Raw genomic sequence first — 24,431 nt, forward strand, 5'->3', positions numbered from 1 at the left:
CATGACGGCCGGCAATCATTCTCAATCCCGCGCCACCACGGGCACGCGCCCATACTTGGCGCGGACCTTGCCGGAGGCGGGTGAGAAGTTCAGCTCAGTGCCGCGCCTGTCGCCGCTGCGGCCCGCGACCAGGAGTCCGTTCTCGCCGGCGACGATGTCGCCCTTGCGCAGCGTCGTGTCGTCCTCGATCTTGACCTGCGCCAGCCCGACCTGGTCCTTGCCGTTGCAGGTGCAGCCGCTGACGAGTTCGTTGCGATAGCGGAACGCGTTCGGCAATTCCGAATAGGCCTTTCCGTTCTCGGCGGCCGCGTCGTCGATGCTGCTGCCGTAGAACACCCTGGTCTCGCTCGCCGGGCATAGCTTGTTGCAGGAGGTCCCCCGGCTTGCGTTGTCGGACGCTGTGAGTGGGAAGTAGCGCCCGTCGCAGGTCCGCACGCAATAGGCCTGGCCGCCGCCGTAACGGATGCGCCCCTCGCCGCGCGGCGCATACACCTGGCCGTCGTCATTGGGAAACGGCATCTGGATAGTGGGCTGATGGCGCGGGCGGGCGAATCCGCCAAATAGTTGCGAGAAGAAGTCCTGCGCCTGCGCGGCAGGCGCCAGCGCCGACGCGCAGGCCAGCGCGGCTGCTCCCCATGCCGCCCGTTTTCCCGATCGCATCAGCGCTCTCCTCTCACGCAATATCAGTCATCACTTCAGTTGAGCTGCGGCGTCAGGTTCATCGCCTGGCGGCCCGACGGAGCGGCGGCGACCGGACGCGGATGCGCCGCGGCCGGACGCGCCGTGATGCCGGTCCCGCCGCGCGCCATGACCGGGGCCCTCTTCGGCAGCACCACGACCTTGGTGCCGACATCGACACGGTTGAACAGGTCGATGACGTCCTCATTGAGCAGGCGGATGCAGCCGGACGAGACGAATTTCCCGATCGTCGACGGATCGTTGGTGCCGTGAATGCGGTACTGGCTGGTGCCGAGATACATCGCCCGCGCGCCGAGCGGATTGCCGGGACCGCCGGCCATGAAGCGCGGCAGATAGGGCTGGCGCGCGATCATCTGGCTGGGTGGATGCCAGTCCGGCCATTCCGCCTTGCGGCTGATGGTCTGCACTCCGGCCCAGGTAAAGCCTTCGCGGCCGACGCCGACGCCATACCTGACGGCGCGGCCCTGGCCGAGCACGTAGTAGAGCGTGGTGTTGCCGGTATCGATGACGATGGTGCCCGGCGCCTCCGTCGTACCGAAGGGGACGACGGTCCGGCGAAGCCGTTCGGGCGTCGCGCCCTCGTCGGACGCAATCACTTCATCGGCGGGATAGCCATTCGGCTGGGTGGACGCGTAGCCGAGCGTTTGCGCGTTCGCAGCGCTCGAGAGTGCCGACGGCGTCAGCAAGACGGCGGCGACGAGGACAAATGCGCTCGCCACGCGCGACGAAGGCCGGCGATCGGAGGACTGTGTCATGGGACCTGCCCCGTGGGATGTGTGCATCATTGGATGCTCTGCACCAACAAACGCGGCCACAAGCCGGCGGTTCCGAACCGCCGATGTCGCGTCGCATCACGTCAAGTGCGACACCGCTCACGCCTGCGCGATTGGAACTCGCACCTTGGCGTCACGTTATGATCGCAGTCCGGTTTGCGACGTCGCTTTTGCCGTGTCACCGCCGCTTCGGGCGAGGGAAAACCATTGTGAGCGTCATTCCCACCAGGCCTTCGCCCACCAAGCCTTCGTCCGCCAAATCCCCGCAGGCAAAGCCGTTGCCCGGTGAACGCCAGCCTCCCCACGAGCAGGAAGGTACGCCGGTCCCCGAGAGCAAGCTCGATTTGGCGCCGTTCATCCGTCGCACGGAAGTAGTTGCGATCTGCCTCGTGGGCCTTCTGACCATCTGCATCATCACCGGCCTCTATCTTGCCAAGGCGTTCTTTCTGCCGATCACGTTGGCTTTCATCGTCGGCACCATGCTGTCGCCGGCCGCCAGCTTCCTGGAACGCTACCGCATTCCGCGCGCGGTCGCCGCGGTGCTGATCGTGGCGGCCGCCAGCACCGCGACCGCTTTCATGGTCGGCCTGATCGCCTCGCCCGCGATCGAATGGAGCGGCAAGCTCCCGGAGTTGGGAGCGCTTTTGAAGGACAAGCTGCACGTGTTCGACCGGCCGCTCGCGCAGTGGCAGGAGCTGCAGAGCATGCTCGGCGGGCCCGATACGCTGACGACATTGTATCTGCCCAAGGTCGACTGGGTGCAGCCGACACTGGAATTCCTGTCGCCGACCTTTGCCGAATTCCTGCTGTTCATCGCAACGCTGATCCTGTTCATCGCGAGCTGGCGGGACCTGCGCCGGGCCCTGATCCTGAATTTCGGCGAGCGGACGTGGCGGCTGCGGGCGCTGCGGATCCTCAACGAGATCGAGGAGCATCTCGGCAACTATCTGTTGGTGGTGACCACGATCAATGCCGGCGTCGGCATCGCCACCGGGCTGATCTGCGCGGTCACGGGCATGCCCAACCCGGCCAGTCTCGGCGCACTGGCGGCGATCCTGAATTTCATTCCGATCATCGGCCCGGTGGCGATGTTTGCCGTGCTGGTCGTGGTCGGCCTTGTCGCATTCCCGACCATCGGCGCCGGGCTGCTGGCGCCGGCCATGTTTGCCGTGATGACTTTCCTGGAAGGCCATTTCCTGACACCGACGATCGTCGGCCGCCGGCTGGCGCTGAATGCGCTTGCAGTATTCCTGGCGGTGGCGTTCTGGACCTGGCTGTGGGGCCCGATGGGCGCGTTCCTGTCGTCGCCGCTTCTGATCGTCGCGCTGATCGTGAAGGAGCACTTGATGCCGCCGGCTTCGCCGCAACTGCCGGAGGACTAGGGCGAGGAACTTCCCATTCGGCGGAGCGTTTGTTCCGCGAATGAACTCAGTACCCGGGAGCTTTCGATGTCTGACGCCGCAATGAAGAATCTGACGGACAAAGCGACCTACGAGCGCTTGCAGAAAGACGTGACCGCTGTGAAAAACGATATCGCAGCCCTGACCGAGCAGATCACCGACGCGCTGAGCAGTTTTGCCGGCACCGCCGGCAAGCAGGCGCGGCATGGCTACAGGCAGGCGCGCGCCAATGCAGAACAGGTGGTCGACGACGTGTCGGAGCGCGGCAGCGCGATGATGGACGCAGCCCAGGACGCCGCCTCTTCGATCGAGGAGACGCTGGAAGACGCCATCACGCAGCGTCCGCTGGCAACCGTCGCCGTGGCGCTGGGGATCGGCTTTCTGATCGGTGTGGCGTGGCGTAGGTAGGTTTGGCGACGGATCGCGTGCGCTGGGCAGCCATGCCTCGCATCGCCTCTTGGATTCCCGTGGCGACGGAGCGCTGCGGCGTGTTTCGTTGACGCGATTTTCAGATCGAGGCTTTCAGATCGAGGCTTGGCCATGTTTCAGCGACTGATCGACGATTTCAAGGAATCGACCGGCACCGCGTTACGGCTGACTTCGCTGGCGGCAGCGGCGGGGATGGCATTGCTGGTCACGGCTGCTTTTCTGTGCGCGGCGGCCTTCGTGTTCGTGCTGGAGCGGTACGGTCCCGTGCAGGCTTGCCTCACTGGTGCCGCCATCTTCTTCGTGGTCGCGCTCATCGCGGCCGGCTGGTACATGGTGCGCAAGAAGCAGATCGAGGCGCGCGCCAAACAGGCGGCAAAGGCGAAATCCACCGCGCAGGCCGTGCTGTCCGATCCGGTGCTGGTTGCGACCGGCATCCAGGTAATCCGCGCCATCGGCGTCAGAAAGCTGATTCCGATTCTCGCAATCGGCGGACTGGCGCTGGGATTTTTGGCAAGCCGCGCCAACGCCAGCAGCGGCGAGAGCGAAGCGCCGGCGGAGTAGGCGAGCTCCATCCACTCGTCGTCAATCCACCCGTCGTCCCTGCGAACGCAGGGACCCATAACCACGGTCGCCAATTATCGAAGGAAAGTCGTCGCCCATCGCAGCAAGACAACATCCGCCGCGGCATATGGGTCCCTGCGCCGAGTGCGCGATTGCGCACCGAGGCAGGGACGACGCGCATCAGAGAAGTGCGATCGCCGATAGATGATGGGCACGGCGCTATCGCGCCTTTGCCTACAGATCTTGCTTGGCGGATACGATACCTCAGGTCACGCAGCGGCCGGGCTGAAGCAGTTTTGCGACTTCGGTCAACACGCTGACCGGCGGTTCGCAGGCGATCGTGGTCTGGGATTTGCCGGGCTTGTTGTCTGGCTTGGCCGGTGGCGCCGGGCGGTTCCGCGCCTCCTCTTGCACCACGGGAACACGTACCACCACGGATGTGTCCTCGAGGCCGACGGTCCGGATCGTAATCGTCTCGGTCTGACCCGCCGCGGCTTTGACCGCCGCGCGGTCGGCCTTGGCGGCACGGTTGATGTCTGCTCCGCGGTTGATGTCTGTTCCGGGTGAGGTCGCGGCGAGTTTCAGCCGGCTGGCGAGGTCGTGACCGGAAGCAAACTGAACGGCGCCAAACGTGGCGAAGACGGCAAGAAGGGCAAAAATTGCTTTGAAAATCTGTGACATGGCTCTGTGTCCCTCGCCCCATGGCGATCACGGACACAACCCGAACCGAGTAACCATAGGTCCGGCGCTTATCGATCACTTAACCGTGTATGAAAAATATTTGCGGCACCATGGAACGACTCCGGGGGGCTTGGAGTCATCTCGGCAGCCGGTTATTCCCCCTGCCCCATTGACCGGCGACGTAGGGTGCGACCGTGGTGATGCCGGTCGCACCCTGCTTTTTTTGTAACTACCGCCCAGCCGCCTTCATCTCCTCGCTCGGCTTCACATCCTGCGAGCGACTGTAGATCGCAACCGCGACGATCAGCACCAGCGTCAGCGTGCCGAACAGTGCGCGATAGGCCTCCTCCGTGCGCGCGCCGTTCGCCAGCGGCTCGAACGCGCCGATGATGATGCCGGAGAGCGTCTGGATGCAAGCGACGCCGAGCATCACTGAGGTGTTCATGGTCGAGATACCGCGGCCGATCAGGCGGTCGGGGAAGATGCCGCGGCCGTGGGTCATCACCATGGTGCTGGAGGCGGAGAAGAAGCCCATGGCGACGATGACGCCGACCGGTAGCCAGGCGGGCGGGTGGGAGAACAGCGCCAGAATCGCGAGCAGCAGAATGATCGCCGAGGTGCCGCCAATCGCGATCCATTTGCGGGTGTCGAGCCGGCGGTCGAGCGGGCCGAAGGCGAGCATGCCGGCCTGGTAGGCGATCACGGCGCAGAGCAGGACATTACCGGCCGCGATCGGGCTCAAGCCATGCACCTCGCGCAGGAACGCGCCGCCCCACAGGCCCTGCACGGTGAAGGTGCAGGCATAGTTGCAGAAGTTCAGCGCCAGGATCGGCTTCAGGTGCGGATTGCGCAGCACCTCGATCAGCCCGTTGAGCATCTCGCCGGGCGGCTCCGCCTTTCGGCTCAGGAAGGGATGGCCGGGCGGCGCGTCGCGCACCACCAGAAAGATCGCGACCGTAGCGAACGCGGTGAACACGACGACGGCGCCGAATACCGGACGCCAGCCGACCGCCTGCGATGCCCAGGCGAGCGGCGTGGTGGCGGCGAGGTTGCCGAGCAGGCCGATCGACAGCACGAGCGCGGTCAGCGTGGAGAAACGATCCGGCGGAAACCAGCGCGAGATCACCACCATGCTGCCGATCAGCATCACGCCGCAGCCGGCCCCCATCAGCGCGCGGCCGGTGAGTAGCACCGGCCAGCTCGGCGCCAGCGTGAACATCGCGCCGCCGATGCAGGCCACGATCAGCATGCCGACCACGGTATAGCGCGGCCCGAAACGGTCGAAGAAGAAGCCGCACGGGATCTGCATCGCGGCGAAGCCGAAGAAGAACGCGCCGGTCAGCGCCCCCAGCGCTTCCGGTCCGATCGAGAGATCGCGCATCAAATCGAGGCCGATGGTGACGTTGGAGGCGCGGAAAAAATGGCTGGCGACATAGGCGGTCGCCAATGTCGCAACGATGATGAGGCCCCGGCGGTGGGGGAAAGGCCGCTCGGCGGACTGCATCGGTGAAGGGACGTTTCCGTTTGTTTTCTCGTTGCAACGAGCCTATGCGGGCGCGGCGCGCAGTTCAACCAGCAATCGATCCGATTGCTAGCCTCTATGTCAGTGCGCGCATGGCCCCTTGCCCGAAAAAAAATCCGGCGCGCTGGTGGCGCGCCGGATAGTCCGACCAGCTTTCACATCGAAGCTGGTGGCCCTAGCCAGGGGGAGGTGCCTGGCCGAGAACACGGTAAACGCCAGCGATCGCCGATCCCCGCGTGTGGAATTCCGGGATCGGCGGCGTGTCAGGAGAAGCAATCATACCGCCGGCCTCGCAAGCCGGAGGTGAACTGCTTCACAGACCGCGTGCACAAAAAGACAGGCCGTGCAGCGGGAACGCCGAATCCATTTCAACTCTACGCAACAACAACTCGGATCAGTCCGCAGCCCGCGGTCCAACGGACCAATCAGAAATCATCCCGCAATGCCACCGCCATTGATCGCTCCGCGCGTCGCGAACGGCGGCACTTGCTGGCGGATGTCGCGTGCCGGCGGCCGCTCGGACGGATCGCGCCCGATCGTTGCCCTCAATTCCGCAAGGTCGAGAAAAGCGTCGGCCTGCCGCCGCAGTTCGTCAGCCACCATCGGAGGCTGGCTGGTCAGGGTCGAGACGACGGTAACGTGCACGCCGCGGCGCTGCACCGCCTCCAGCAGCGGGCGAAAATCCCCATCGCCGGAGAACAGAAACATCCTGTCGATACGCTCGGCGAGTTCCATCGCATTGACGGCAAGCTCGATATGCATGCTGCCCTTCACCTTGCGGCGGCCGCTGGCGTCAGTAAATTCCTTGGTGAGCTTGGTGACGACGGTGTAGCCGTTATAATCGAGCCAATCGATGAGGGGACGGATCGATGTATATTCCTGATCCTCGATAACGGTCGTGTAGTAGAACGCGCGCAATAACGCGCCACGGCCCTGGAACTCCTTAAGCAGACGCCGGTAGTCGATATCGAATCCGAGTGTCCTGGCGGTCGCGTATAGATTGGCGCCATCGATAAAGAGCGCAATTCTGTCGGACGGCATCATCAGACACGGGCCTCTCATTTAGGGGACGCCGATCGAGCGAGCATTCGCTAAAGGCTTGCCCGCACGCTCTAGGTACCGAAGCTGACCGAGGTGACGAGGCAGGTGGCGCCGACGACCGGGAGGAACAATCGCGCGCTGCGCCAGTAGTTTAGTCGATATGCATCCTGCCTCGACACGCCAACGTTAAGGTGCATGCGCGCCGAGCTCAATTGTACCGAGGTAAGCCGCCGGTATCGAAACGGATGGACCGGCTATACGAAGGTTTAATGTCTCCTGCCCGCAAACCGGCGGCTCTTCACTGAGCCGCCCCATTCTGACGGCGTTGCAGAAGATGCTTCAGCCATTTCCACGCCGGCGCGACGACAAATCCGACGACCGGAATCGATGCGGCGCCGACCAGTAATCCGATGACACCGGAGATGGCGGCCTCAACCACCCATTCGAGAATCGCGGCGACGGGCGGCACCGCGTGCGCCGCAGCCTCCGCCGCCGCCTTGACGGCGTGTTCGATCACAGGCGGGCCGTAGACCTCGAGGCCATGCAGGATGATGCCACCGCCCACCCAGATCATGGCGGCGGTGCCGACGACGCTGAGGATTTTCAGCAGCACGGGCATGCTGCGAACGATGCCGCGTCCGAGCGCGCGGCCAACAGCCGAGGCGCGGTCGCTCCGCGCCAGACCCACGCCGACATCGTCGGCCTTCACGATCAGCGCGACCACGCCATACACGGCGACGGTGATTCCGATCGCCACGACCGCCAACACGAGCGCCTGCTTCCAAATGCTCCCCGCTGGGAGCGCCGCCAGGGTGATCGCCATGATCTCGGCTGAGAGGATGAAGTCGGTCTTGATCGCGCTTGCGACCTTCTCGTCTTCCACCGACTGCGCGTTCAAGGCAACCGTGCCGAGCTGGGCCTCATGCTGATGCGCGCTGTGCGGCATGACAGCCTCTAGCACTTTCTCCACCCCTTCGTAGCAGAGATAGGCTCCGCCCAGCATGAGGAGCGGCGTAATCGTCCAGGGAACGAAGTAGCTCAGGAGCAAAGCCGCTGGCAGCAGCACCAACAGTTTGTTGCGAAGCGATCCCGCCGCGATCTTGCCAACCATCGGCAGTTCGCGCTTCGGCTCGAACCCGATCACGTAACCGGGCGTGACCGCGGTATCGTCGATCACGACGCCTGCGGCCTTTGCGCCCGCCCTGGCGGCCTGGCTGGCGACATCATCAAGGGAGGCCGCAGCTACCTTCGCGATACCAGCGACATCGTCGAGAAGGCCGATCAGCCCAATACTCATCGATTTCCAACCCGCGCCATTTGATTCGCCGCCCCAAGCCTTGGTCCCAAGCCTTGCGGTTTATGACCGCAAAAAATCCGGCGCGCTAGTTGAGCGCGCCGGATCATTACTGCTCTCGCACAAGGCTCCCGTCAGCCGGTGGCTGCGCGCGGGGCGCGATTGCGCGAGTTGCGCTGGAAGAACAGCGCCTGGCTCGCCACCGCCGAAACCATTGCGGGCTGGAACGGCTTTGAGATCAGGAACGCGGGCTCGGGGCGTTCGCCTGTCAGGAAGCGCTCGGGGTAAGCGGTGATGAACACCACCGGCACCTCGAACGCGCGCAGCAATTCGTTGACGGCATCGAGGCCCGACGAGCCGTCGGCGAGCTGGATGTCGGCGAGGATCAGGCCGGGCTTTTTGTTCTTGGCGAGCGCGACCGCGTCGGCATGGGTGCGGGCGACGCCGATGACGTTGTGACCGAGGTTCTTCACCAGGCTCTCGAGATCCATCGCGATGAAGGTCTCGTCCTCGATGATCAGGACGTCGGTGGCGATTTCCGCCGCCATCTCGCGGCCGGCAGTATCCGTCAACTGCCGGGTCTCGGCGATGTCGGTATTGAGAATGAACGCCACCTCTTCCTCGGAGAAGCCCTCGAGCGACAGCAAGAGGAACGCCTGCCGCGGCAGCGGCGTGATGTTCGACAGCCGCCGCTCCGGCGGCAGCGCCAACGTCGCGACATCCGGATTGTCGTTGAGCGAGACCGAATTCCAGATCTGGGTGAACAGCTTGAACAGCCCGGCGCGCGGGCCGTACCGTTCATCCAGCAGCGAGGCATCCTGCAGCAGGGCCTCCAGCATGGCGCCCACATAAGCATCGCCCGAGGCCTGGTTTCCGGTGAGCGCACGGGCATAGCGCCGCAACAGCGGCAGATGTTCAGCAACGAGCTGTGATCGGGACATCCCCATTCATCCTTGTCTTGGGCCGTATCCTTGGCCGTTACTTAGGGTCGCATCTGGGCGGACGTAACCTCAAGCGCCGCGTCCGGCGCCATTTAAGACTTTTTAAACCATTTGAGTCGGGGGGACCCGGTTCCCCTGTCACCCCGACTACTCGCGGAAGCCAAAAAAGTTCCAAAAAAGGTTCCCAGATTTCGGAACCATCCGCAGATATTCGCATTAGCCTCTGACCTATAACGCGGCGGCCTAGGCCCAATTTCGAGGTAACCTCTTGAAACCACAGAGAATTAACTCTCGGGGAAGCGTGGATCAGACCATGAAGGAAGCAAAAAAGCAGGGCGGGCTCAATGCCGAGATTCAATCGAGGATCGGCCACCAGCTCCGTGCCATGTACGACGATGTGGTCCGACAGGGCGTGCCGGACCGCTTTGCGGAGCTGATCCGGAAGCTCGATGGGCCGGAGGCGGCGGCGGCCCAAATCGACAAACAAGAAGACGGGAGGGACTAATGCCTCTCACAGACTCTCTTCGCGACGACATTTTGGCGTCGGTACCAAGCCTCCGCGCGTTTGCGATCTCACTCTCGGGTAATGGTGATCGTGCGGACGACTTGGTGCAGGAGACGTTGCTGCGCGCCATTGCCAACATTGACTCGTTCCAGCCCGGCTCGAACCTGCCGGCCTGGTTGTTCACCATCCTGCGCAACCTGTTTCGCTCGGACTATCGCAAGCGGCGGCGCGAGGTGGAGGACGCCGAGGGCAATTACGCGAAAACTTTGAAGACCCAGCCGTCGCAAAACGCGCATCTGGAGTTCGAGGAGTTTCGCACAGCGCTAGACAAGCTGCCGCAGGACCAGCGCGAAGCGTTGATCCTGGTCGGCGCCTCTGGCTTCTCCTACGAGGACGCCGCCGCCATCTGCGGCTGCGCGGTCGGCACCATCAAGAGCCGCGTCAACCGCGCGCGCTCGAAACTCTCCGCGTTGCTCTATGTCGAGGGCGCCGAGGATTTCGGACCTGACGAGACCGTGCGCGCCGTGATCGGCGGCAATGGCGGCTGATGACGCGATCGAGACGACACGGAAGAGGCGGCCCGAGCGGGCCGCCCTTTTTGTCGCTATCGTAACCTGGACGTGATGCCTTCAACGTTGTCGTCCCTGCGTGCGCACTAGGGCATCTACACGCTTGCCGGGCCATATACGAGGAGTTGGAAGCGAGCCATTCCCATGTGGAAGGTGATTGGTCCAGGTGGGCGATGAGAGGCGTAACCGGTCCATCCGCCGAGCTTTGCGATGATCCATGCCGCCCAGGCGACAGTGTTGGGGCGATGGTGGTTCTTCTGGAGCTCGGTGCGGCCTTTCAGGGTTTTGTTGATGGCCTTGAGCGCTTCGATCTCGTCCGGCGTGAACACAAATTCGACCTGCAATTGTTCGCCGCCATTGCGGGCTTGAACGAGCTGGATGACGATACATGCTACTCTGGTGGCGATCGCCACGAGTTTGATCAGGCCTTCAGCGCTGTCGAGCTGACTATCCTCGATGCGCAGACCCTGGCTCTTCAGCGAGCGAAAGAGCTGTTCGATGATCCAGCGCTGCTTGTACCAGGAGACGATCCGCCAGGCATCGGCGGCGGTGACGACCGGATGAGTGGTCAGGAGCAACCAATGAATGGGCTTGGCGCTCTTCGGGGGGTGCAACTCGACGACCTCCACGAAGCTGACTTTGACGCCCCGTGGCAGGTCTTTCACGCCGGGGCGCTGCGGTCGTTTGAGCACAACGGTTCCGAGGCGCATGGAGAGGTGGGCCTGGCGACCGTGGCGATCCATTCGCTTTGGTAGATCGATCACCGCCTTGTCGCAGAAGCGGGCCCGCGCGACCGCCTGATAAAGCGTGCCGCCATCGACCAGCGCATGGTCGTGCATGGCGCGCGACAGGAGGTGGACATTGTCAGCGGGTGTCAGCGACCAGTGAGCAAAGAAATCCCCCTCGCGGTCGTTGACGACGGTGATCATACGAGCAGCGACCAGAACCTCGCAGCCTTGCTTAGCCGTCGTCACCCAGCGCGCCGATTCCTTGTCGGCCAAGGCGCGCTTCTCGTGAGCGATCCTGGCCTTGCGCTTGCGCGTCCACACCTCACCGCCGGTGAGCCCGAGACAGACCCCGCTATCGGCATCGACCGCCATCATGGCATGCAGCAGCACGCCGCGAGCATTGCCTTTGCCGACCTTGCCCAAGTCGCGCCGATGTCCCGGACGAGTGTGGAAGTTGATCTCGCTGGTGTCCTGGATCGACAGCACATGACGCCCGCTGACCGCCATCGACGTCTGCAGGCTCCAGCCTTCAATCAGCTTGTCGATCGTGACTTGCGGATTGTTCACAAACCGCCAGAACGCCATGTTCGCGGCCCAGTTGCCCTGCGCCATCTGGCGCAAACAGACACTGCGCGTGCAAAGCATAGCCCGGAGAAGCGCCGCCCCCTTTTATCGAGGCGAACGTCTCCAAACTTACCCAGGGACAAATCCGGTTCCTGCTGCATCTCTGGCGCTCCTTCGAATCAAAGCGCCAGAGAGAGAATCATACAAAACGCTGCGGCGAACGCACATCATGCCGCCCCGAGTCAATCTGTCGCGTCCCCAAGACGTGTAGATGCCCTAGTGCGTGCGCAGGGACGACGGGCGGATGGGACGAGTCCTACCGCGCGGGCCGTACCGGCGCGGAAATCTCGCCCGTGCGGTCGCGCTCGGTCATGTCGACCACCGTGGCCATCGGCGCGATGAGTTCGTAGACATAGCTGACATCGGTGAAGTAGCGTTTTGCGGTGCCGCCGAGCGCTTCGGGGGCGACGCGGTCGAGCAGGATGAGGCCGAAATCCGAGTCTTCGCGCCGTGTCGCCGCGCTGGTATTGAACTCTTCCCAGCGGAAATGAAAGATTGTGTCGGGCTCCTCGCCGGTCACTTCCCAGTTCGCGACGATATGCGGATGCTTGCCGACCAGCGACAGGCCCTCGTCGGAGTGTGAGGCCAGCTCGAAGAACAACAGCGAGAGCGACTGCGCGGCGCGCGCGCTGACGGCGATATCTGGGCCGTTGACGACGATGCGGTCGGCATGCGGGATCGCGCGCGACTCGAACAGGCCCTTGAGCTTGACGCCCTGCCACTGGCTTTCGCTGAGCAGCGTCACCACGTTCGACATCGCGTGAATGCGGCCTATCAACAGCTCGCGTGCCACATCCATGTCGGAGCCGTGACGCAGCGTGCGCGTCACGATCGACTGGATCACGGCCAGGATGTTCTTGACCCGGTGGTTGAGCTCGTCGATGACGGCGGTCAAGCGCCGCTCGAAGCCGATCCGCACCTGGATCTCGCGGCTGAGCCGCAGATTGTTGTAGGCGACGTAGCCGAACAGGCCGCAGACGATGCCGGTGAGCGCCAGCCCAATGGCCGCGACGACGATCGCGGTCTGCTGCGCACGCTGCGCGGCGTTGTTCTTGGCGTAATAGCCGAGCGACCAGTCGCGGCCGCCGAACGTTACCGTCCGCACCACCGACGGCAGCGGATCGCCCTGCCTCACCGCCCGCAGCGTGACGACGCCCTGGTCGTTGGCGACATATTCGTCGTTGGCGTCATCAGGGTCCTTCAACACCACCGAGAACAACGAGCGGTCGTCATCGGTCAGCATCAGCGGCGCCAGCTCGTAGGAAAAGGTGACGAAGCCGGCCGGCTCCGAACTGCCCTCCAGCAGAATCGGAGACGCCAGCACGAGACCGATCGGCCCGTTCTGGCGCAACAGCGGGATCGGGTCCGACGCCAGCGGCTTGCCGGTTGCCGCCGCCTGCGCCAGCATCGGCCCGATCACCGAGTGCCGGTCGTAGGCGCGGCCGGGAAAACCGAGCGTGTCCGGACTACGCGGCTCGAGATCCATCAGCACGTCGATCGGCTTGTTGATGGTCCGTAGATCCAGCGGCTTGTCGTCGAAATCCCTGATCGTCGGATTGGTGAAGCCGGCCCCCTTCAGCTCCGCCTGCGCCGCCGCCAGATCGCCTGGCTTGAGACGCGCGATCCAGAATGCGCTCACGAAATCGGTCTTGAAGGCATAGATCGCTGAGCGCAGCGGCTGCAGCATGTTGGCCTTCACTACCGAAGGTGAACGAAACAAACCAGATGCAACGCGTGCGAGCAATTCGCGCTCGGTCAGCCGGTCCTGCGCCAGGCTGGCATGAACGTCGATGGCGCGCGACAGCGCGATGCCGTCGATCGCCAGTTCCTGCTCGTGGACGCGATAGGCTGCGAGACCGGAGAGCAAAACTCCGATCAGGGCAATAAAGCCGATAATGAAGCCCAGCCGAACCACTCGCTTACTCAGGAATGACGTGTTGGCGAAGACGTATTGGAAGCATTTCGGGGTCTGCCGGGGCAGAGACACGTGGCAAAAGCGCGAAGGCCAAGCGCGGCAAATATGGCGGAGCGATCATCAGCACGCAACTGACAGCTTGGCAGCGGGCAAACAACACGGCAGCCGTTAACGCTGATTTGGCGGCGCCAGAAGTTGATAATCTGACAGCGTCGATTTGGTTCCGGCGCGGACGGACAAATCCGCGGGCTGCGGCGGCGGACCGGATATTAATCTTAATACGGGACTCACCGGGCCGCTGGGCCTGCCCCTTATCCGCCCCGCCCGGCTGGACCGTTCATCTAGCTTACATGACCTACCTGGCCTTTGCGGCCGGGCGCAGGCCGCCCTTGGTCTCGATGAAGCCGATGATGCGATCGAGCCCCTCGCTCTTCTTCAAATTGGTCATCACGAACGGCCGCTCGCCGCGCATCCGCTTGGCGTCCACCTCCATCTTCTCCAGCGACGCGCCGACATAAGGCGCCAGGTCGATCTTGTTGATGACGAGCAGGTCCGATCGGGTGATGCCGGGACCGCCCTTGGAGGGAATCTTGTCGCCGGCGGCAACGTCGATCACGTAGATCGTGAGATCGGCGAGTTCGGGAGAAAACGTCGCGGCAAGATTGTCGCCACCGGATTCGATCAGCACCAGATCGAGATCGGGAAATTTCGCGCGCATGTCGGCGACCGCCGCGAGATTCATCGAGGCGTCCTCGCGGATCGCGGTGTGCGGGCAGCCGCCGGTCTCGACGCCGGCGATGCGGTCCGGTGTCAGCGAGCCCGAGCGCACCAGGAATTCGGCGTCCCATTTGGTGTAGATGTCGTTGGTGATGGCGGCGATGTCGTAGTGCTCGCGCATCGACTTGCAGAGCAGGTCCATCAGCGCGGTCTTGCCGGAGCCGACAGGACCGCCGACGCCGATCCGAAGCGGGCCGTGAGAGGTTGCCATGTTATGCACTCTTTCGGTTTCGTCGTCCCTGCGAACGCAGGGACCCATAGCCACTGAATTTGATTGTTGTAGCAGGCTGGAGCTCCAACCCGGCATAGCCACGAACATTTGTGGTTGTGGGTCCCCCGCGTTCGCGGGGACGACGGGTGGAGAGCGGGGCGCGCAGTCACGACCGGAACAGCCGCGTATACTGCGCCTCGTGGCGGAGGCTGGCGAGATCGGCGCGGAAGGTGGCGCTGCCGAGATCGTCGAGCGAGCCGGCGAGCGCGCGCTTCGCCGTTGCCGCGACCTCAGTCTCCAGGCTCGCGAGAATGCGCTGGCTGTCGGTTTGCCCGAGCGGCACGAGGCGCGCGCCGGCGGAAATCCAGTTCGACACCACGGCATGCAGGAAGGCATGCATTGCCGGCGGAAGCGGAACGGCATGGGTGGCGCTGACGACGCCAACCGCGACGGGATAAACGATCGCGCTGCCGCTCGCAGCAACCATGCTGTCGAGCCCGTCGCGGGTCCAGGCGGCGCGCGCGATATCGATGAAGGCGCGGCCCTGCGTCGTCGTCTCGAGCTGACGCTCGCGCGAGGGCACGAAGGCAGCCGCGAGTTCGGCAACCTCGCGCAACGCCGTGGCGTCCCGCACGGACGCGGCGCGATACGCCTGCGCCAGAAACACGGCGTCGCAGAAGCCAGAACCGTCAACCAGCATCGCGGCCAGCCAGTCGCGCAGCGATGCGGCGTCGGTGATATCGCCCGCCTCCACCGCCCATTCGATGCCGCTGGAATAGGAGAATGCACCGACCGGGAAGGACGGCGACAGCCAGGTCATCAGCCGGTACAGCGCCGCTGACTCCTCCGCATTCATTCCGCTGCTCGCGTCGGCTGGCGCAGGCTCACTTGTGGTCATGAGCATGGGAATGATCGTGGTCGCAATGTTCGTCGTGATGGTGATGGTGCGCATGATCATCATGATGGTGATGATCATGGCCGTGGTGGTGCGCGGCATGATCATGCGAAGCCTGAGCATAGGCGCCGCCCTCGGGATCGAACGGCGCCTCGATCTCGATGATGCGCGCACCCAGCCCCTTCACCATCGCCTCGATGACGTGATCGCGGCGGATGCGCAAGCCCTTCGGCATGATCTGCGTCGGCAGGTGGCGGTTGCCGAGATGCCAGGCGATGCGGACCAGATGCAAGGGATCGACACCCCGGATCTCGATCAGGGGCTCGGCGGCCGCGACCACCTCGATCAGCCTGCCGTCCTCCAGCACCAGCGCGTCACCGCCGCGCAGCGCCACCGCACTCTCCAGGTCGAGCAGGAATTCGAGCCCGCGCGTTCCCGTCATCGCCATCCGCCGCCGGTGCCGGTCGTCGAAATCGAGCACGACGGTATCGGCGGCTGCTTGTGTCCAGCGATGCTGGCCCAGGACTTTGGTCGCGCGGATCATGACGTGGGCCTCAAAGCTTCTCCACAATTTGTCTCCCGTTGGCTTTTCTTGCTAGCGGGTCTCGACCTTTTCGGGCGTGATCACTTCGATCTTCGGCGGAGCCGACATGCATTTCACGGCCACGCGACCGAAGGTCTTCATGTGTTCGGCGCCACGATGCGGCACCAGCGCCTCGGCATTCTCCCACTGCTCGACGAACACCATTTTCGAGGGATCGGTGACGCTCTCATGCAGGTCGTAGGCGATATTGCCCGGCTCTTTTCGGGTTTCCTTGATGCAGGCGGTGGCGGCGGCGATGAAATCGGCGCGCGTTTCGGGCTTGATGGTCAGCGTGGCAACGACGTAGATCACTAGATCCTCCCGGACTTTTGTTCAGACTAACGTTTCGGGCCAGACCTTAGAACATGAAATACCTCTGCGCCATGGGCAGGACCTCGGCGGGCGCGCATGTCAGAAGCTCGCCGTCTGCGCGCACCTCATAGGTCTCGGCATCGACCTCGATCTTGGGCGTCGCGCCGTTGTGGATCATGCTCTTCTTGGAAATGCCGCCGCGGGTGTTTTTCACCGGGTAGAGCGTCTTGGCAATGCCGAGCTTGCGCGCCAGCCCGCCGGTAATGGCGGCCTTCGAGGTGAACACCACTGAAGATGCGGTCAGCGACTTGCCGAAGGCGGCGAACATCGGCTGGTAATGCACCGGCTGCGGCGTCGGGATCGAGGCGTTCGGATCGCCCATCGGCGCCGCCACGATCGACCCGCCCTTGATGATGCAATCCGGCTTGACGCCAAAGAAGGCCGGCTGCCACAGCACGAGGTCGGCCAGCTTGCCCTTCTCCACCGAGCCGATCAGTTTCGAGACGCCATGCGCGATCGCGGGGTTGATGGTGTATTTGGCGATGTAGCGCTTGACGCGGAAATTGTCGTTGTCGTTGCCCTTGTCCTCGGCCAGCGCGCCGCGCTGCTTCTTCATCTTGTCGGCGGTCTGCCAGGTGCGGATGATGACTTCGCCGAGCCGACCCATCGCCTGCGAATCCGACGACATCATCGAGAGCGCGCCGAGATCGTGCAGGATATCTTCCGCCGCAATGGTTTCCTTCCGGATGCGGCTCTCGGCGAAGGCCAGGTCTTCGGCGATCGAAGGATCGAGATGGTGGCACACCATCAGCATGTCCAAATGCTCGTCGATCGTGTTGCGCGTAAAAGGGCGCGTCGGGTTGGTCGAGGACGGCAGCACGTTCTTCAAGCCGGCAATCTTGATGATGTCAGGCGCATGACCGCCGCCGGCGCCTTCGGTGTGGAAGGCATGGATCGTGCGGCCCTTGAAGGCTTTCATCGTGTCCTCAACGAAGCCGGATTCGTTCAGCGTGTCCGAATGCAGCATCACCTGGACGTCGTAATCGTCGGCGACGGCGAGACAATTGTCGATCGCCGCCGGCGTGGTACCCCAATCCTCGTGCAGCTTCAGCGCGCAGGCGCCGGCCCTGATCATCTCGACCAGCGCAGCGGGACGCGCGGCATTGCCCTTGCCTGATATGCCGAGATTGACCGGGAAGGCGTCGAACGACTGGATCATCCGCGCCATGTGCCAGGGGCCGGGCGTGCAGGTGGTCGCAAAGGTGCCGTGCGAGGGCCCGGTGCCGCCGCCGAGCATCGAGGTGACGCCACTCATCAACGCATGCTCGATCTGCTGCGGGCAGATGAAATGGATGTGGCTGTCGAAGCCGCCCGCGGTGAGAATTTTCCCTTCGCCGGCGATGACGTCGGTGCCGGGACCGATGATGATGGTGACGCCGGGCTGGATATCGGGATTGCCGGCCTTGCCGATCGCCGCGATCATGCCCTCCTTGATCGCGACGTCGGCTTTCACGATACCCCAGTGGTCGACGATCAGCGCATTGGTGATGACGGTATCGGCCGCACCCTGCCGGTTGGTGACTTGCGATTGTCCCATGCCGTCGCGGATCACCTTGCCGCCGCCGAACTTCACCTCCTCGCCATAAGTGGTGAAGTCTTTTTCAACCTCGATGATGAGATCGGTATCGGCCAGCCGCACTCTGTCGCCGGTGGTCGGCCCGAACATGTCGGCATAGACGCTACGTTTGATTTTCACGGACATGACGGACTCCAGGCTCTAGATCTGAATTGGTGCCAATTGCAGGCATGGCGACTCGGGGCCACCCCTCTCCCGCAAGGGGAGAGGGAGCCTGAAGAGTGTGCTCACCTCACTGCAACTCATCGCAGCGTGTCCCTGCAGATCACAGCTTGCCCATCACATCGCCGCGAAAACCGTAGATGGTGCGTTTGCCGGCAAGCGCCACGAGTTGCACATCACGAGTTTGCCCCGGCTCGAAGCGCACCGCGGTGCCGGCGGCGATGTCGAGGCGCATGCCGCGGGATTTCTTGCGGTCGAACTTCAGTGCGGGGTTGGTTTCGAAGAAGTGATAGTGCGAGCCGACCTGGATCGGGCGGTCGCCGGTATTGGCGACGGTGAGCGTCACCGTCTTGCGGCCGGCGTTGAGTTCGATCTCGCCGTCCTTGATGAAGCGTTCGCCGGGGATCATGCGGTGCTCCTATCTGATCGGCTCATGCACGGTGACGAGCTTGGTACCATCCGGAAATGTCGCTTCGACCTGAATGTCGTGGATCATCTCGGGAATGCCATCCATCACCTGCGCGCGGGTCAGGACCTGCGCGCCTGATTGCATCAGTTCGGCGACAGTGCGGCCGTCGCGGGCGCCTTCGACGATGAAGTCGGAGATGATGGCCACCGCCTCGGGGTGGTTGAGCTTGACGCCGCGCTCCAGCCTGCGGCGCGCCACCATGGCCGCCATCGAGATCAAGAGCTTGTCCTTTTCGCGGGGGGAGAGATTCATGCGGGCACTCTGGTGATTGTCTCTAATTGAGCCACAGCGGTTAATTAAGCCAAAGTCTTGGTAGCGCTGCGCGGCCGAGCACCGTCATCATGTCGGCGCGGAGCCGGGCCGCATCTTGGGCACAGAAGCGCGCCATTGCAAATCCATTCCAGCAGGAGATGCCGACCTCGCCGCCGAACGCTTCCGAGGTTTCGCGGATGCGCTCCACGACTGCCTCATCGCCGGGCACGATCAATGCGGTGCCGATGGCAACGCCGCCATTGGCCACGGCCGGCCGCGCCAGCTTTGCGCCGATGTCGCCGTCGAGTCGGATGGTCTCCGCAAACACCAGCTTGCCGCCGCGGCGCAGGCGCCAGCGGTCGACGAACTCGCCGTGCCGCATCGTTTCACCCATCGCGGCGCGGCCGAACACGACGATTTCGCAGAGCAGAAGCGAGGCGTCTTCGGCCAGGTCGATGTCGATGCGGCGGATAATCCGAGCACCGTCAAACAGGATGGTCTCCTGCGGCAGCCAGGCGAGCTGCGCGCCCGCTTCCGCCTTCAGAGCGATGCCGAGCTGCGCGGCGGGACCGGGGGCGCGATAGACCTTTTCGGCCGCCGCCGTCGTCAGCGTCAGCCGGGTGTCCTCGCCTGCCCTGATGTCGATGTCGAAACGGTCGCCGCCGGCAATACCGCCGGCGGTGTTGACGAACACGCCGAACAGTCCTTCCGCTTCAGGAGAAGGAAAGCGGACGCGCAGCGAACCGGATTCGTGCAGGTCGCCGCGGCGGGTGACGCCATCCTGCAGATGCACGCCGAACCTGACAGCGCCCTGGGCCCGGTTGGCAGCGAACGTTGCTGAAGCCGTGCGCGTGATATCGGTCCGCATCCGTCCCCCAAACGGTTTATGCCGCGCTCGAAAACGTTACAGCGCCATCTGGCGACTGATCTCCGCGGGATCGAGATTGGCGCGGTCGCAGGCATATTTCACGGCGCCGCGGTCCATGACCGCGAAATTGTCGCCGAGCTCGCAGGCAAAGTCGAGATATTGTTCGACCAGCACGATCGCGATGTTGCCGAGGCTGCGCAGGTAAGAGATCGCGCGGCCGATGTCCTTGATGATCGAGGGCTGAATGCCTTCGGTCGGCTCGTCCAATAGCAACAGTCTCGGCCGCATCACCAGCGCACGGCCGATCGCGAGCTGCTGCTGTTGGCCGCCGGAGAGATCGCCGCCGCGCCGCCCCAGCATCGTATTCAGCACCGGAAACAGTGAAAACACGTCGTCGGGGATATGGCGATCCTCGCGCTTGAGCGGCCCGAAGCCGGTCTTGAGATTTTCCTCAACCGTGAGCAGCGGAAAAATTTCGCGACCCTGCGGCACGAAGCCGATGCCGCGCCGGGCGCGTTCATAAGGTTTCAGACCGGTGATATCGTGACCATCAAGCGCGATCGAGCCACTGGCGATCGGATACTGGCCGACCATCGCGCGCAGCAGCGAGGTCTTGCCGACGCCGTTGCGGCCCAGCACGCACGTCACCTTGCCGGGCTCGGCGGACAGCGAGACGCCGCGCAGGGCTTGCGCCGCGCCGTAGTAGAGATTGATGTTGTCGACCTTCAGCATTTGGCACTTCGCTCCGGCTGAGAGGTGGCGTCATACCCCGCGAAGGCGGGGTATCCAGTACGCCGAGCCTCCGTGGCAAAGCTCACCGTCTCGGAGTACTGGATCGTCCGGCCGGAGCCTGTCATCGGGCGGCCATTCGGCCGACCCGGTGGCGGACCATGACAGCTTTCACGAGGAACCGTCAGCATATTCCTCATCTTCCCAGATACACTTCGATCACGCGCTCATTCGATGAGACTTGATCGATGCTCCCCTCCGCCAGCACCGTGCCTTCGTGCAGGCAGGTGACCTTGACGCCGAGTTCGCGCACGAAGGTCATGTCGTGCTCGACGACCATAACGGTCTTTTCCTTGTTGATTTCCTTCAGAAGCTCGGCGGTCTGATGCGTCTCGACGTCGGTCATGCCCGCGACCGGCTCGTCGACCAGCAGCAGTTTTGGGTCCTGTGCCAGCAGCATGCCGATCTCCAGCCACTGCTTCTGGCCATGTGACAGGCTGCCCGCAAGACGGTTGCGTGCATCGGTCAGGCGGATGGTCTCGAGCACGCGGTCGATCCGCTCGGATTCATCCCTGCTGCCGCGCCAGAACAGCGTGCCCCTGACGCTGTGATCGACATTGAGCGCCAGCAACAGATTGTCCTCGATGGTCTGGCTCTCGAACACCGTCGGCTTCTGGAATTTGCGGCCAATGCCGAGTTCGGCGATATGGGTCTCATCCAGCCGCGTCAGGTCGGTCATGCCATCGAACAGCACTGTGCCTTCGTCCGGCTTGGTCTTGCCGGTGATGATGTCCATCATCGTGGTCTTGCCGGCGCCGTTCGGGCCGATGATGGCGCGCATCTCGCCTGGCTCCAGGGTGAGCGACAGATTGTTGATGGCGTGAAAGCCGTCGAACGAGACATGCACGCCGTCGAGGTAGAGCAGCGCCGAAGTGGTCCTTCCCTCCATGACACTCATGCGCTCACTCCGCCGGCTTCGGTTCGCCGACGCCGTCTTCGAGCGCAGCGCTTTCGGCATTGGCTTTCTCGGCCGCCTTCCGGGACTCCCGCCAGGCGTTGAAGGTGCCGACGATCCCCTTTGGCAGCAGCAGCGTCACCAGGATGAACAGCGCGCCCAGCATGAACAGCCAGTACGGCGCCAGCGGGCCTGAGGTGAAGTAGGTTTTTGCGTAGTTGACGACGACAGCGCCAAGCGCGGCGCCCACCAGCGTGCCGCGGCCGCCGACGGCGACCCAGATCACCGCTTCGATGGAGTTGCCCGGTGCAAATTCGCTCGGATTGATGATGCCGACCTGCGGCACGTAGAGCGCGCCGGCGACGCCGGCCATGCAGGCCGACAGCGTGAACACGAACAGCTTGTAGGATTCGACGCGGTAGCCGAGGAAACGGGTGCGGGACTCGGCGTCGCGGATTGCAATCAAGACCTTGCCGAGCTTCGACGTCACGACCGCCCGGCAGATCAGGAAGGCCACGATCAGCGCCAGGCAGCTCAGCGCGAACAGAGCGGCGCGGGTGCCGTCGGCCTGCACGTTGAAGCCGAGGATGTCCTTGAAGTCGGTCAGGCCGTTATTGCCGCCAAAGCCGAAATCGTTGCGGAAGAACGCCAGCAGCAGCGCATAGGTCATGGCCTGGGTGATGATCGAGAGATAGACGCCGGTGACGCGGGAGCGGAACGCCAGCCAGCCGAAGCAGAACGCGAGCAGGCCGGGAACAAGAACGACCATCAGCGCCGCAAACCAGAACATATCAAAGCCGTGCCAGTACCAGGGCAGCGCCGGATAGTTCAGAAACACCATGAAGTCGGGTAGGATCGGATTGCCGTAGACGCCGCGGCTGCCGATCTGGCGCATCAGGTACATGCCCATGGCGTAGCCGCCGAGCGCGAAGAACGCGCCGTGGCCGAGCGAGAGAATGCCGCAATAGCCCCAGATCAGGTCGATTGAGAGCGCCAAAATGGCGTAGCAGGCGTATTTGCCGAACAGCGCGACCAGATAGGTCGGCACTTGCAGCGCCGAGCCTGCAGGCAGCAGGAGATTGGAGAGCGGGATCAGCACGCCGAGGCCGGCGACCACCACCAGGAAGACGGTGGCGCTGCGATCGAGCGAGCGCGTGAGGATATGCGGCGTCATGCTTCCACCGCCCGGCCCTTCAGCGCGAACAGGCCGCGCGGACGCTTCTGGATGAACAGGATGATCAGCACCAGGATGGCGATCTTGCCGAGCACGGCGCCGGCCACCGGCTCCAGGAACTTGTTGGCGATGCCGAGCGTGAAGGCGCCGACCAGCGTGCCCCAGAGATTGCCGACGCCGCCGAACACGACGACCATGAAGCTGTCGATGATGTAGCTCTGGCCGAGATTGGGGCTGACATTGTCGATCTGCGACAGCGCCACGCCGGCAATCCCGGCGATCCCCGAGCCGAGGCCGAAGGTCAGCGCATCGACGCGCGAGGTGGCGATGCCCATCGAGGCCGCCATGCGCCGGTTCTGCGTCACCGCGCGCATCTCGAGCCCGAGCGCGGTGTAACGCAGCATCGCGAGCAGGATGACGAACACCGCGAGCGTGAAGCAGAGGATCCAGAGCCGGTTATAGGTGATGGTGATCTGCCCGAGCTCGAACGCGCCGCTCATCCAGGAGGGATTGCCGACCTCGCGGTTGGTGGGGCCGAACGCGGTGCGCACGGCCTGCTGCAATACCAGCGACAGGCCCCACGTCGCGAGCAGCGTTTCCAGCGGGCGGCCATAGAGGAAGCGGATGATGCCGCGCTCGATCGCTACGCCGACGGCGCCCGCGACGAGGAACGCCAGCGGCACCGCGATCAAGAGCGAATAATCGAACAGGCCGGGATAATTGCTGCGAATGACCTCCTGCACCACGAAGGTGGTGTAGGCGCCCAGCATCACCATCTCGCCATGGGCCATGTTGATGACGCCCATGACGCCGAAGGTGATGGCGAGGCCGATCGCGGCCAGCAGCAGCACCGAGCCCAGCGACAGGCCGTACCAGGCATTCTGCACCATCGACCACATCTGCAGATTGCTCTGGATCGAGGCGATCGCGCTTGCTGCGGCGCGCGCGACATTGGGCGGCAGGTCGTTGCCCAAGCCCGTCAGCAGCGCCATCGCCTCCTGATCGCCGCGCGCCTTGACGACGGCGACCGCCTCGAGCTTCTCGACCTCGGTCGCGTCAGACTTGTAAAGCAGGATGGCGGCGCGGGCTTCCGCGAAGGCGGCCTTGACGGACTTGTTGGTCTCTTTCGCCAGGGCGCCGTCGATTACGGGCAGCGCGCTCTCCTCATGGCTCTTGAACACCGATTGCGCCGCCGCAATCCGCTTGGCCGTATCGGGTGACAACAGCGTCAGCCCGCCGAGCGCGGCCTCGACGGCGCGGCGCAAGCGGTTGTTGAGGCGCACGGCAGCCGCATTGTCCGGTAGCTTGTCTACGGCAGCGCCGGTCGCGGCATCGATGACCTTGCCGTCGGTCTGCGTGATGAAAACCTTCTTGGTATCCGGATCGGCGGACAGCCTTCCGTCCTGCAGCGCACTGATGATCGGAAAGGCCAGCGCATTGCCCGAGGTCGCGACCGCGCCGATCGCCTCATCGGTATCGGAAAAATCGTCGTTGGCGAACTTGGCGACCGCGTCCTCGAACGGGCCCGCCAGCGCCGGCGCTGCAAAGGCTACGGCGAGAGAAATCGCGAGCAAAAGCGCGCGAAGGCGATCAAGGAAATTGGCAGACACAATACGACCCCGGCAGGAGTATGGGGAGAAGGCGGCGGCAGCGCCGCCTTCTCCCATCGTTCTCTTCGAAGAACTCTTGGAAGTTCTTTATTGCAACTCAGGCGATCCTGATTCTG

At 63.8% G+C, this 24,431-nt stretch carries 26 protein-coding genes; 5 read left to right on the top strand and 21 right to left on the bottom strand.

The features are described from left to right. Window positions 1-21: 21 nt before the first annotated feature. Together V1290_RS15275 and V1290_RS15280 are read right to left on the bottom strand one after the other, a co-directional pair. Complete coding sequence (locus V1290_RS15275) at window positions 22-660, bottom strand: DUF2865 domain-containing protein (RefSeq protein WP_334365174.1); 639 nt, start codon at window positions 658-660, stop codon at window positions 22-24. A gap of 35 nt (window positions 661-695) precedes the next feature. Beyond that, entirely contained in the window at window positions 696-1,454 is a 759-nt protein-coding gene (locus V1290_RS15280; protein ID WP_334365175.1) for a L,D-transpeptidase, read from the bottom strand. A gap of 296 nt (window positions 1,455-1,750) precedes the next feature. On the opposite strand from V1290_RS15280, the gene V1290_RS15285 reads away from it, so the two are divergent. The 3 genes from V1290_RS15285 (at window position 1,751) to V1290_RS15295 (ending at window position 3,862) form a co-directional block, all read left to right on the top strand. After that, a complete protein-coding gene (locus tag V1290_RS15285; RefSeq protein ID WP_334369040.1) occupies window positions 1,751-2,854 on the top strand; it encodes an AI-2E family transporter in 1,104 nt (367 codons plus the stop codon). Window positions 2,855-2,920: 66 nt separating this feature from the next. Next, complete coding sequence (locus V1290_RS15290) at window positions 2,921-3,280, top strand: DUF883 family protein (RefSeq protein WP_334365176.1); 360 nt, start codon at window positions 2,921-2,923, stop codon at window positions 3,278-3,280. Between the two features lie 132 nt (window positions 3,281-3,412). Then, window positions 3,413-3,862, top strand: a complete 450-nt coding sequence (locus tag V1290_RS15295; protein ID WP_334365177.1) for a hypothetical protein — start codon at window positions 3,413-3,415, stop codon at window positions 3,860-3,862. Between the two features lie 264 nt (window positions 3,863-4,126). Here the strand turns inward: V1290_RS15295 and V1290_RS15300 are convergent, their stop codons facing one another. The 5 genes from V1290_RS15300 to V1290_RS15320 form a co-directional block, all read right to left on the bottom strand. Continuing rightward, window positions 4,127-4,543, bottom strand: a complete 417-nt coding sequence (locus tag V1290_RS15300; RefSeq protein ID WP_334365178.1) for a hypothetical protein — start codon at window positions 4,541-4,543, stop codon at window positions 4,127-4,129. A gap of 229 nt (window positions 4,544-4,772) precedes the next feature. Next, window positions 4,773-6,047 (bottom strand): MFS transporter, encoded by a 1,275-nt coding sequence (locus V1290_RS15305; RefSeq protein ID WP_334365179.1) that lies wholly within the window; start codon window positions 6,045-6,047, stop codon window positions 4,773-4,775. Window positions 6,048-6,497: 450 nt separating this feature from the next. Then, a complete protein-coding gene (locus tag V1290_RS15310; RefSeq protein ID WP_334365180.1) occupies window positions 6,498-7,109 on the bottom strand; it encodes a LabA-like NYN domain-containing protein in 612 nt (203 codons plus the stop codon). Window positions 7,110-7,404: 295 nt separating this feature from the next. Continuing rightward, window positions 7,405-8,403 carry a DUF808 domain-containing protein gene (locus tag V1290_RS15315; protein ID WP_334365181.1) on the bottom strand — a complete coding sequence of 333 codons (999 nt, stop codon included), beginning with the start codon at window positions 8,401-8,403 and terminating at the stop codon, window positions 7,405-7,407. A 131-nt stretch (window positions 8,404-8,534) separates the two neighbouring features. Continuing rightward, window positions 8,535-9,341, bottom strand: a complete 807-nt coding sequence (locus V1290_RS15320; protein WP_334365182.1) for a response regulator — start codon at window positions 9,339-9,341, stop codon at window positions 8,535-8,537. A 313-nt stretch (window positions 9,342-9,654) separates the two neighbouring features. On the opposite strand from V1290_RS15320, the gene V1290_RS15325 reads away from it, so the two are divergent. After that, window positions 9,655-9,846 (top strand): NepR family anti-sigma factor, encoded by a 192-nt coding sequence (locus V1290_RS15325; RefSeq protein ID WP_028349309.1) that lies wholly within the window; start codon window positions 9,655-9,657, stop codon window positions 9,844-9,846. After that, a complete protein-coding gene (locus V1290_RS15330; RefSeq protein ID WP_028349310.1) occupies window positions 9,846-10,394 on the top strand; it encodes a sigma-70 family RNA polymerase sigma factor in 549 nt (182 codons plus the stop codon). The genes V1290_RS15325 and V1290_RS15330 overlap by 1 nt, the downstream gene beginning before the upstream one ends. A 116-nt stretch (window positions 10,395-10,510) precedes the next feature. Here V1290_RS15330 and V1290_RS15335 read toward each other — a convergent pair whose 3' ends face one another. The 14 genes from V1290_RS15335 to urtB form a co-directional block, all read right to left on the bottom strand. Beyond that, on the bottom strand, window positions 10,511-11,755 hold the full coding sequence (locus tag V1290_RS15335) for an IS4 family transposase (protein WP_334369041.1): 1,245 nt from the start codon (window positions 11,753-11,755) through the stop codon (window positions 10,511-10,513). Between the two features lie 268 nt (window positions 11,756-12,023). After that, window positions 12,024-13,682 (bottom strand): CHASE domain-containing protein, encoded by a 1,659-nt coding sequence (locus V1290_RS15340; protein ID WP_334365183.1) that lies wholly within the window; start codon window positions 13,680-13,682, stop codon window positions 12,024-12,026. A 355-nt stretch (window positions 13,683-14,037) separates the two neighbouring features. Further along, window positions 14,038-14,670: an urease accessory protein UreG gene (ureG, locus tag V1290_RS15345; RefSeq protein WP_334365184.1), complete on the bottom strand. Its 633-nt coding sequence runs from the start codon at window positions 14,668-14,670 to the stop codon at window positions 14,038-14,040. A 166-nt stretch (window positions 14,671-14,836) separates the two neighbouring features. Beyond that, window positions 14,837-15,574, bottom strand: a complete 738-nt coding sequence (locus tag V1290_RS15350; protein ID WP_334369042.1) for an urease accessory protein UreF — start codon at window positions 15,572-15,574, stop codon at window positions 14,837-14,839. After that, window positions 15,555-16,109, bottom strand: a complete 555-nt coding sequence (ureE, locus tag V1290_RS15355) for an urease accessory protein UreE (protein WP_334365185.1) — start codon at window positions 16,107-16,109, stop codon at window positions 15,555-15,557. Before ureE ends, V1290_RS15350 begins: the two co-directional genes overlap by 20 nt. Before the next feature lie 51 nt (window positions 16,110-16,160). Continuing rightward, entirely contained in the window at window positions 16,161-16,460 is a 300-nt protein-coding gene (locus V1290_RS15360) for a putative quinol monooxygenase (RefSeq protein WP_028349315.1), read from the bottom strand. A gap of 46 nt (window positions 16,461-16,506) precedes the next feature. Continuing rightward, entirely contained in the window at window positions 16,507-18,222 is a 1,716-nt protein-coding gene (gene ureC, locus V1290_RS15365) for an urease subunit alpha (RefSeq protein WP_334365186.1), read from the bottom strand. A 139-nt stretch (window positions 18,223-18,361) separates the two neighbouring features. After that, complete coding sequence (locus V1290_RS15370; protein ID WP_334365187.1) at window positions 18,362-18,667, bottom strand: urease subunit beta; 306 nt, start codon at window positions 18,665-18,667, stop codon at window positions 18,362-18,364. Window positions 18,668-18,676: 9 nt separating this feature from the next. Continuing rightward, window positions 18,677-18,979, bottom strand: a complete 303-nt coding sequence (locus V1290_RS15375; protein ID WP_057841053.1) for an urease subunit gamma — start codon at window positions 18,977-18,979, stop codon at window positions 18,677-18,679. A gap of 40 nt (window positions 18,980-19,019) precedes the next feature. Beyond that, complete coding sequence (locus V1290_RS15380; RefSeq protein ID WP_334365188.1) at window positions 19,020-19,847, bottom strand: urease accessory protein UreD; 828 nt, start codon at window positions 19,845-19,847, stop codon at window positions 19,020-19,022. 36 nt (window positions 19,848-19,883) lie between these two features. After that, a complete protein-coding gene (gene urtE, locus V1290_RS15385; protein ID WP_334365189.1) occupies window positions 19,884-20,579 on the bottom strand; it encodes an urea ABC transporter ATP-binding subunit UrtE in 696 nt (231 codons plus the stop codon). Window positions 20,580-20,772: 193 nt separating this feature from the next. Next, window positions 20,773-21,534, bottom strand: coding sequence for an urea ABC transporter ATP-binding protein UrtD (gene urtD, locus V1290_RS15390; RefSeq protein WP_334365190.1), 762 nt, complete (start codon window positions 21,532-21,534; stop codon window positions 20,773-20,775). Window positions 21,535-21,538: 4 nt separating this feature from the next. Beyond that, on the bottom strand, window positions 21,539-22,705 hold the full coding sequence (gene urtC / locus V1290_RS15395; protein WP_334365191.1) for an urea ABC transporter permease subunit UrtC: 1,167 nt from the start codon (window positions 22,703-22,705) through the stop codon (window positions 21,539-21,541). After that, window positions 22,702-24,315 carry an urea ABC transporter permease subunit UrtB gene (urtB, locus tag V1290_RS15400; protein WP_334365192.1) on the bottom strand — a complete coding sequence of 538 codons (1,614 nt, stop codon included), beginning with the start codon at window positions 24,313-24,315 and terminating at the stop codon, window positions 22,702-22,704. Before urtB ends, urtC begins: the two co-directional genes overlap by 4 nt. Window positions 24,316-24,431 lie beyond the last annotated feature (116 nt).

The organism is Bradyrhizobium sp. AZCC 1578 (assembly GCF_036924675.1).
GTDB lineage: Bacteria > Pseudomonadota > Alphaproteobacteria > Rhizobiales > Xanthobacteraceae > Bradyrhizobium.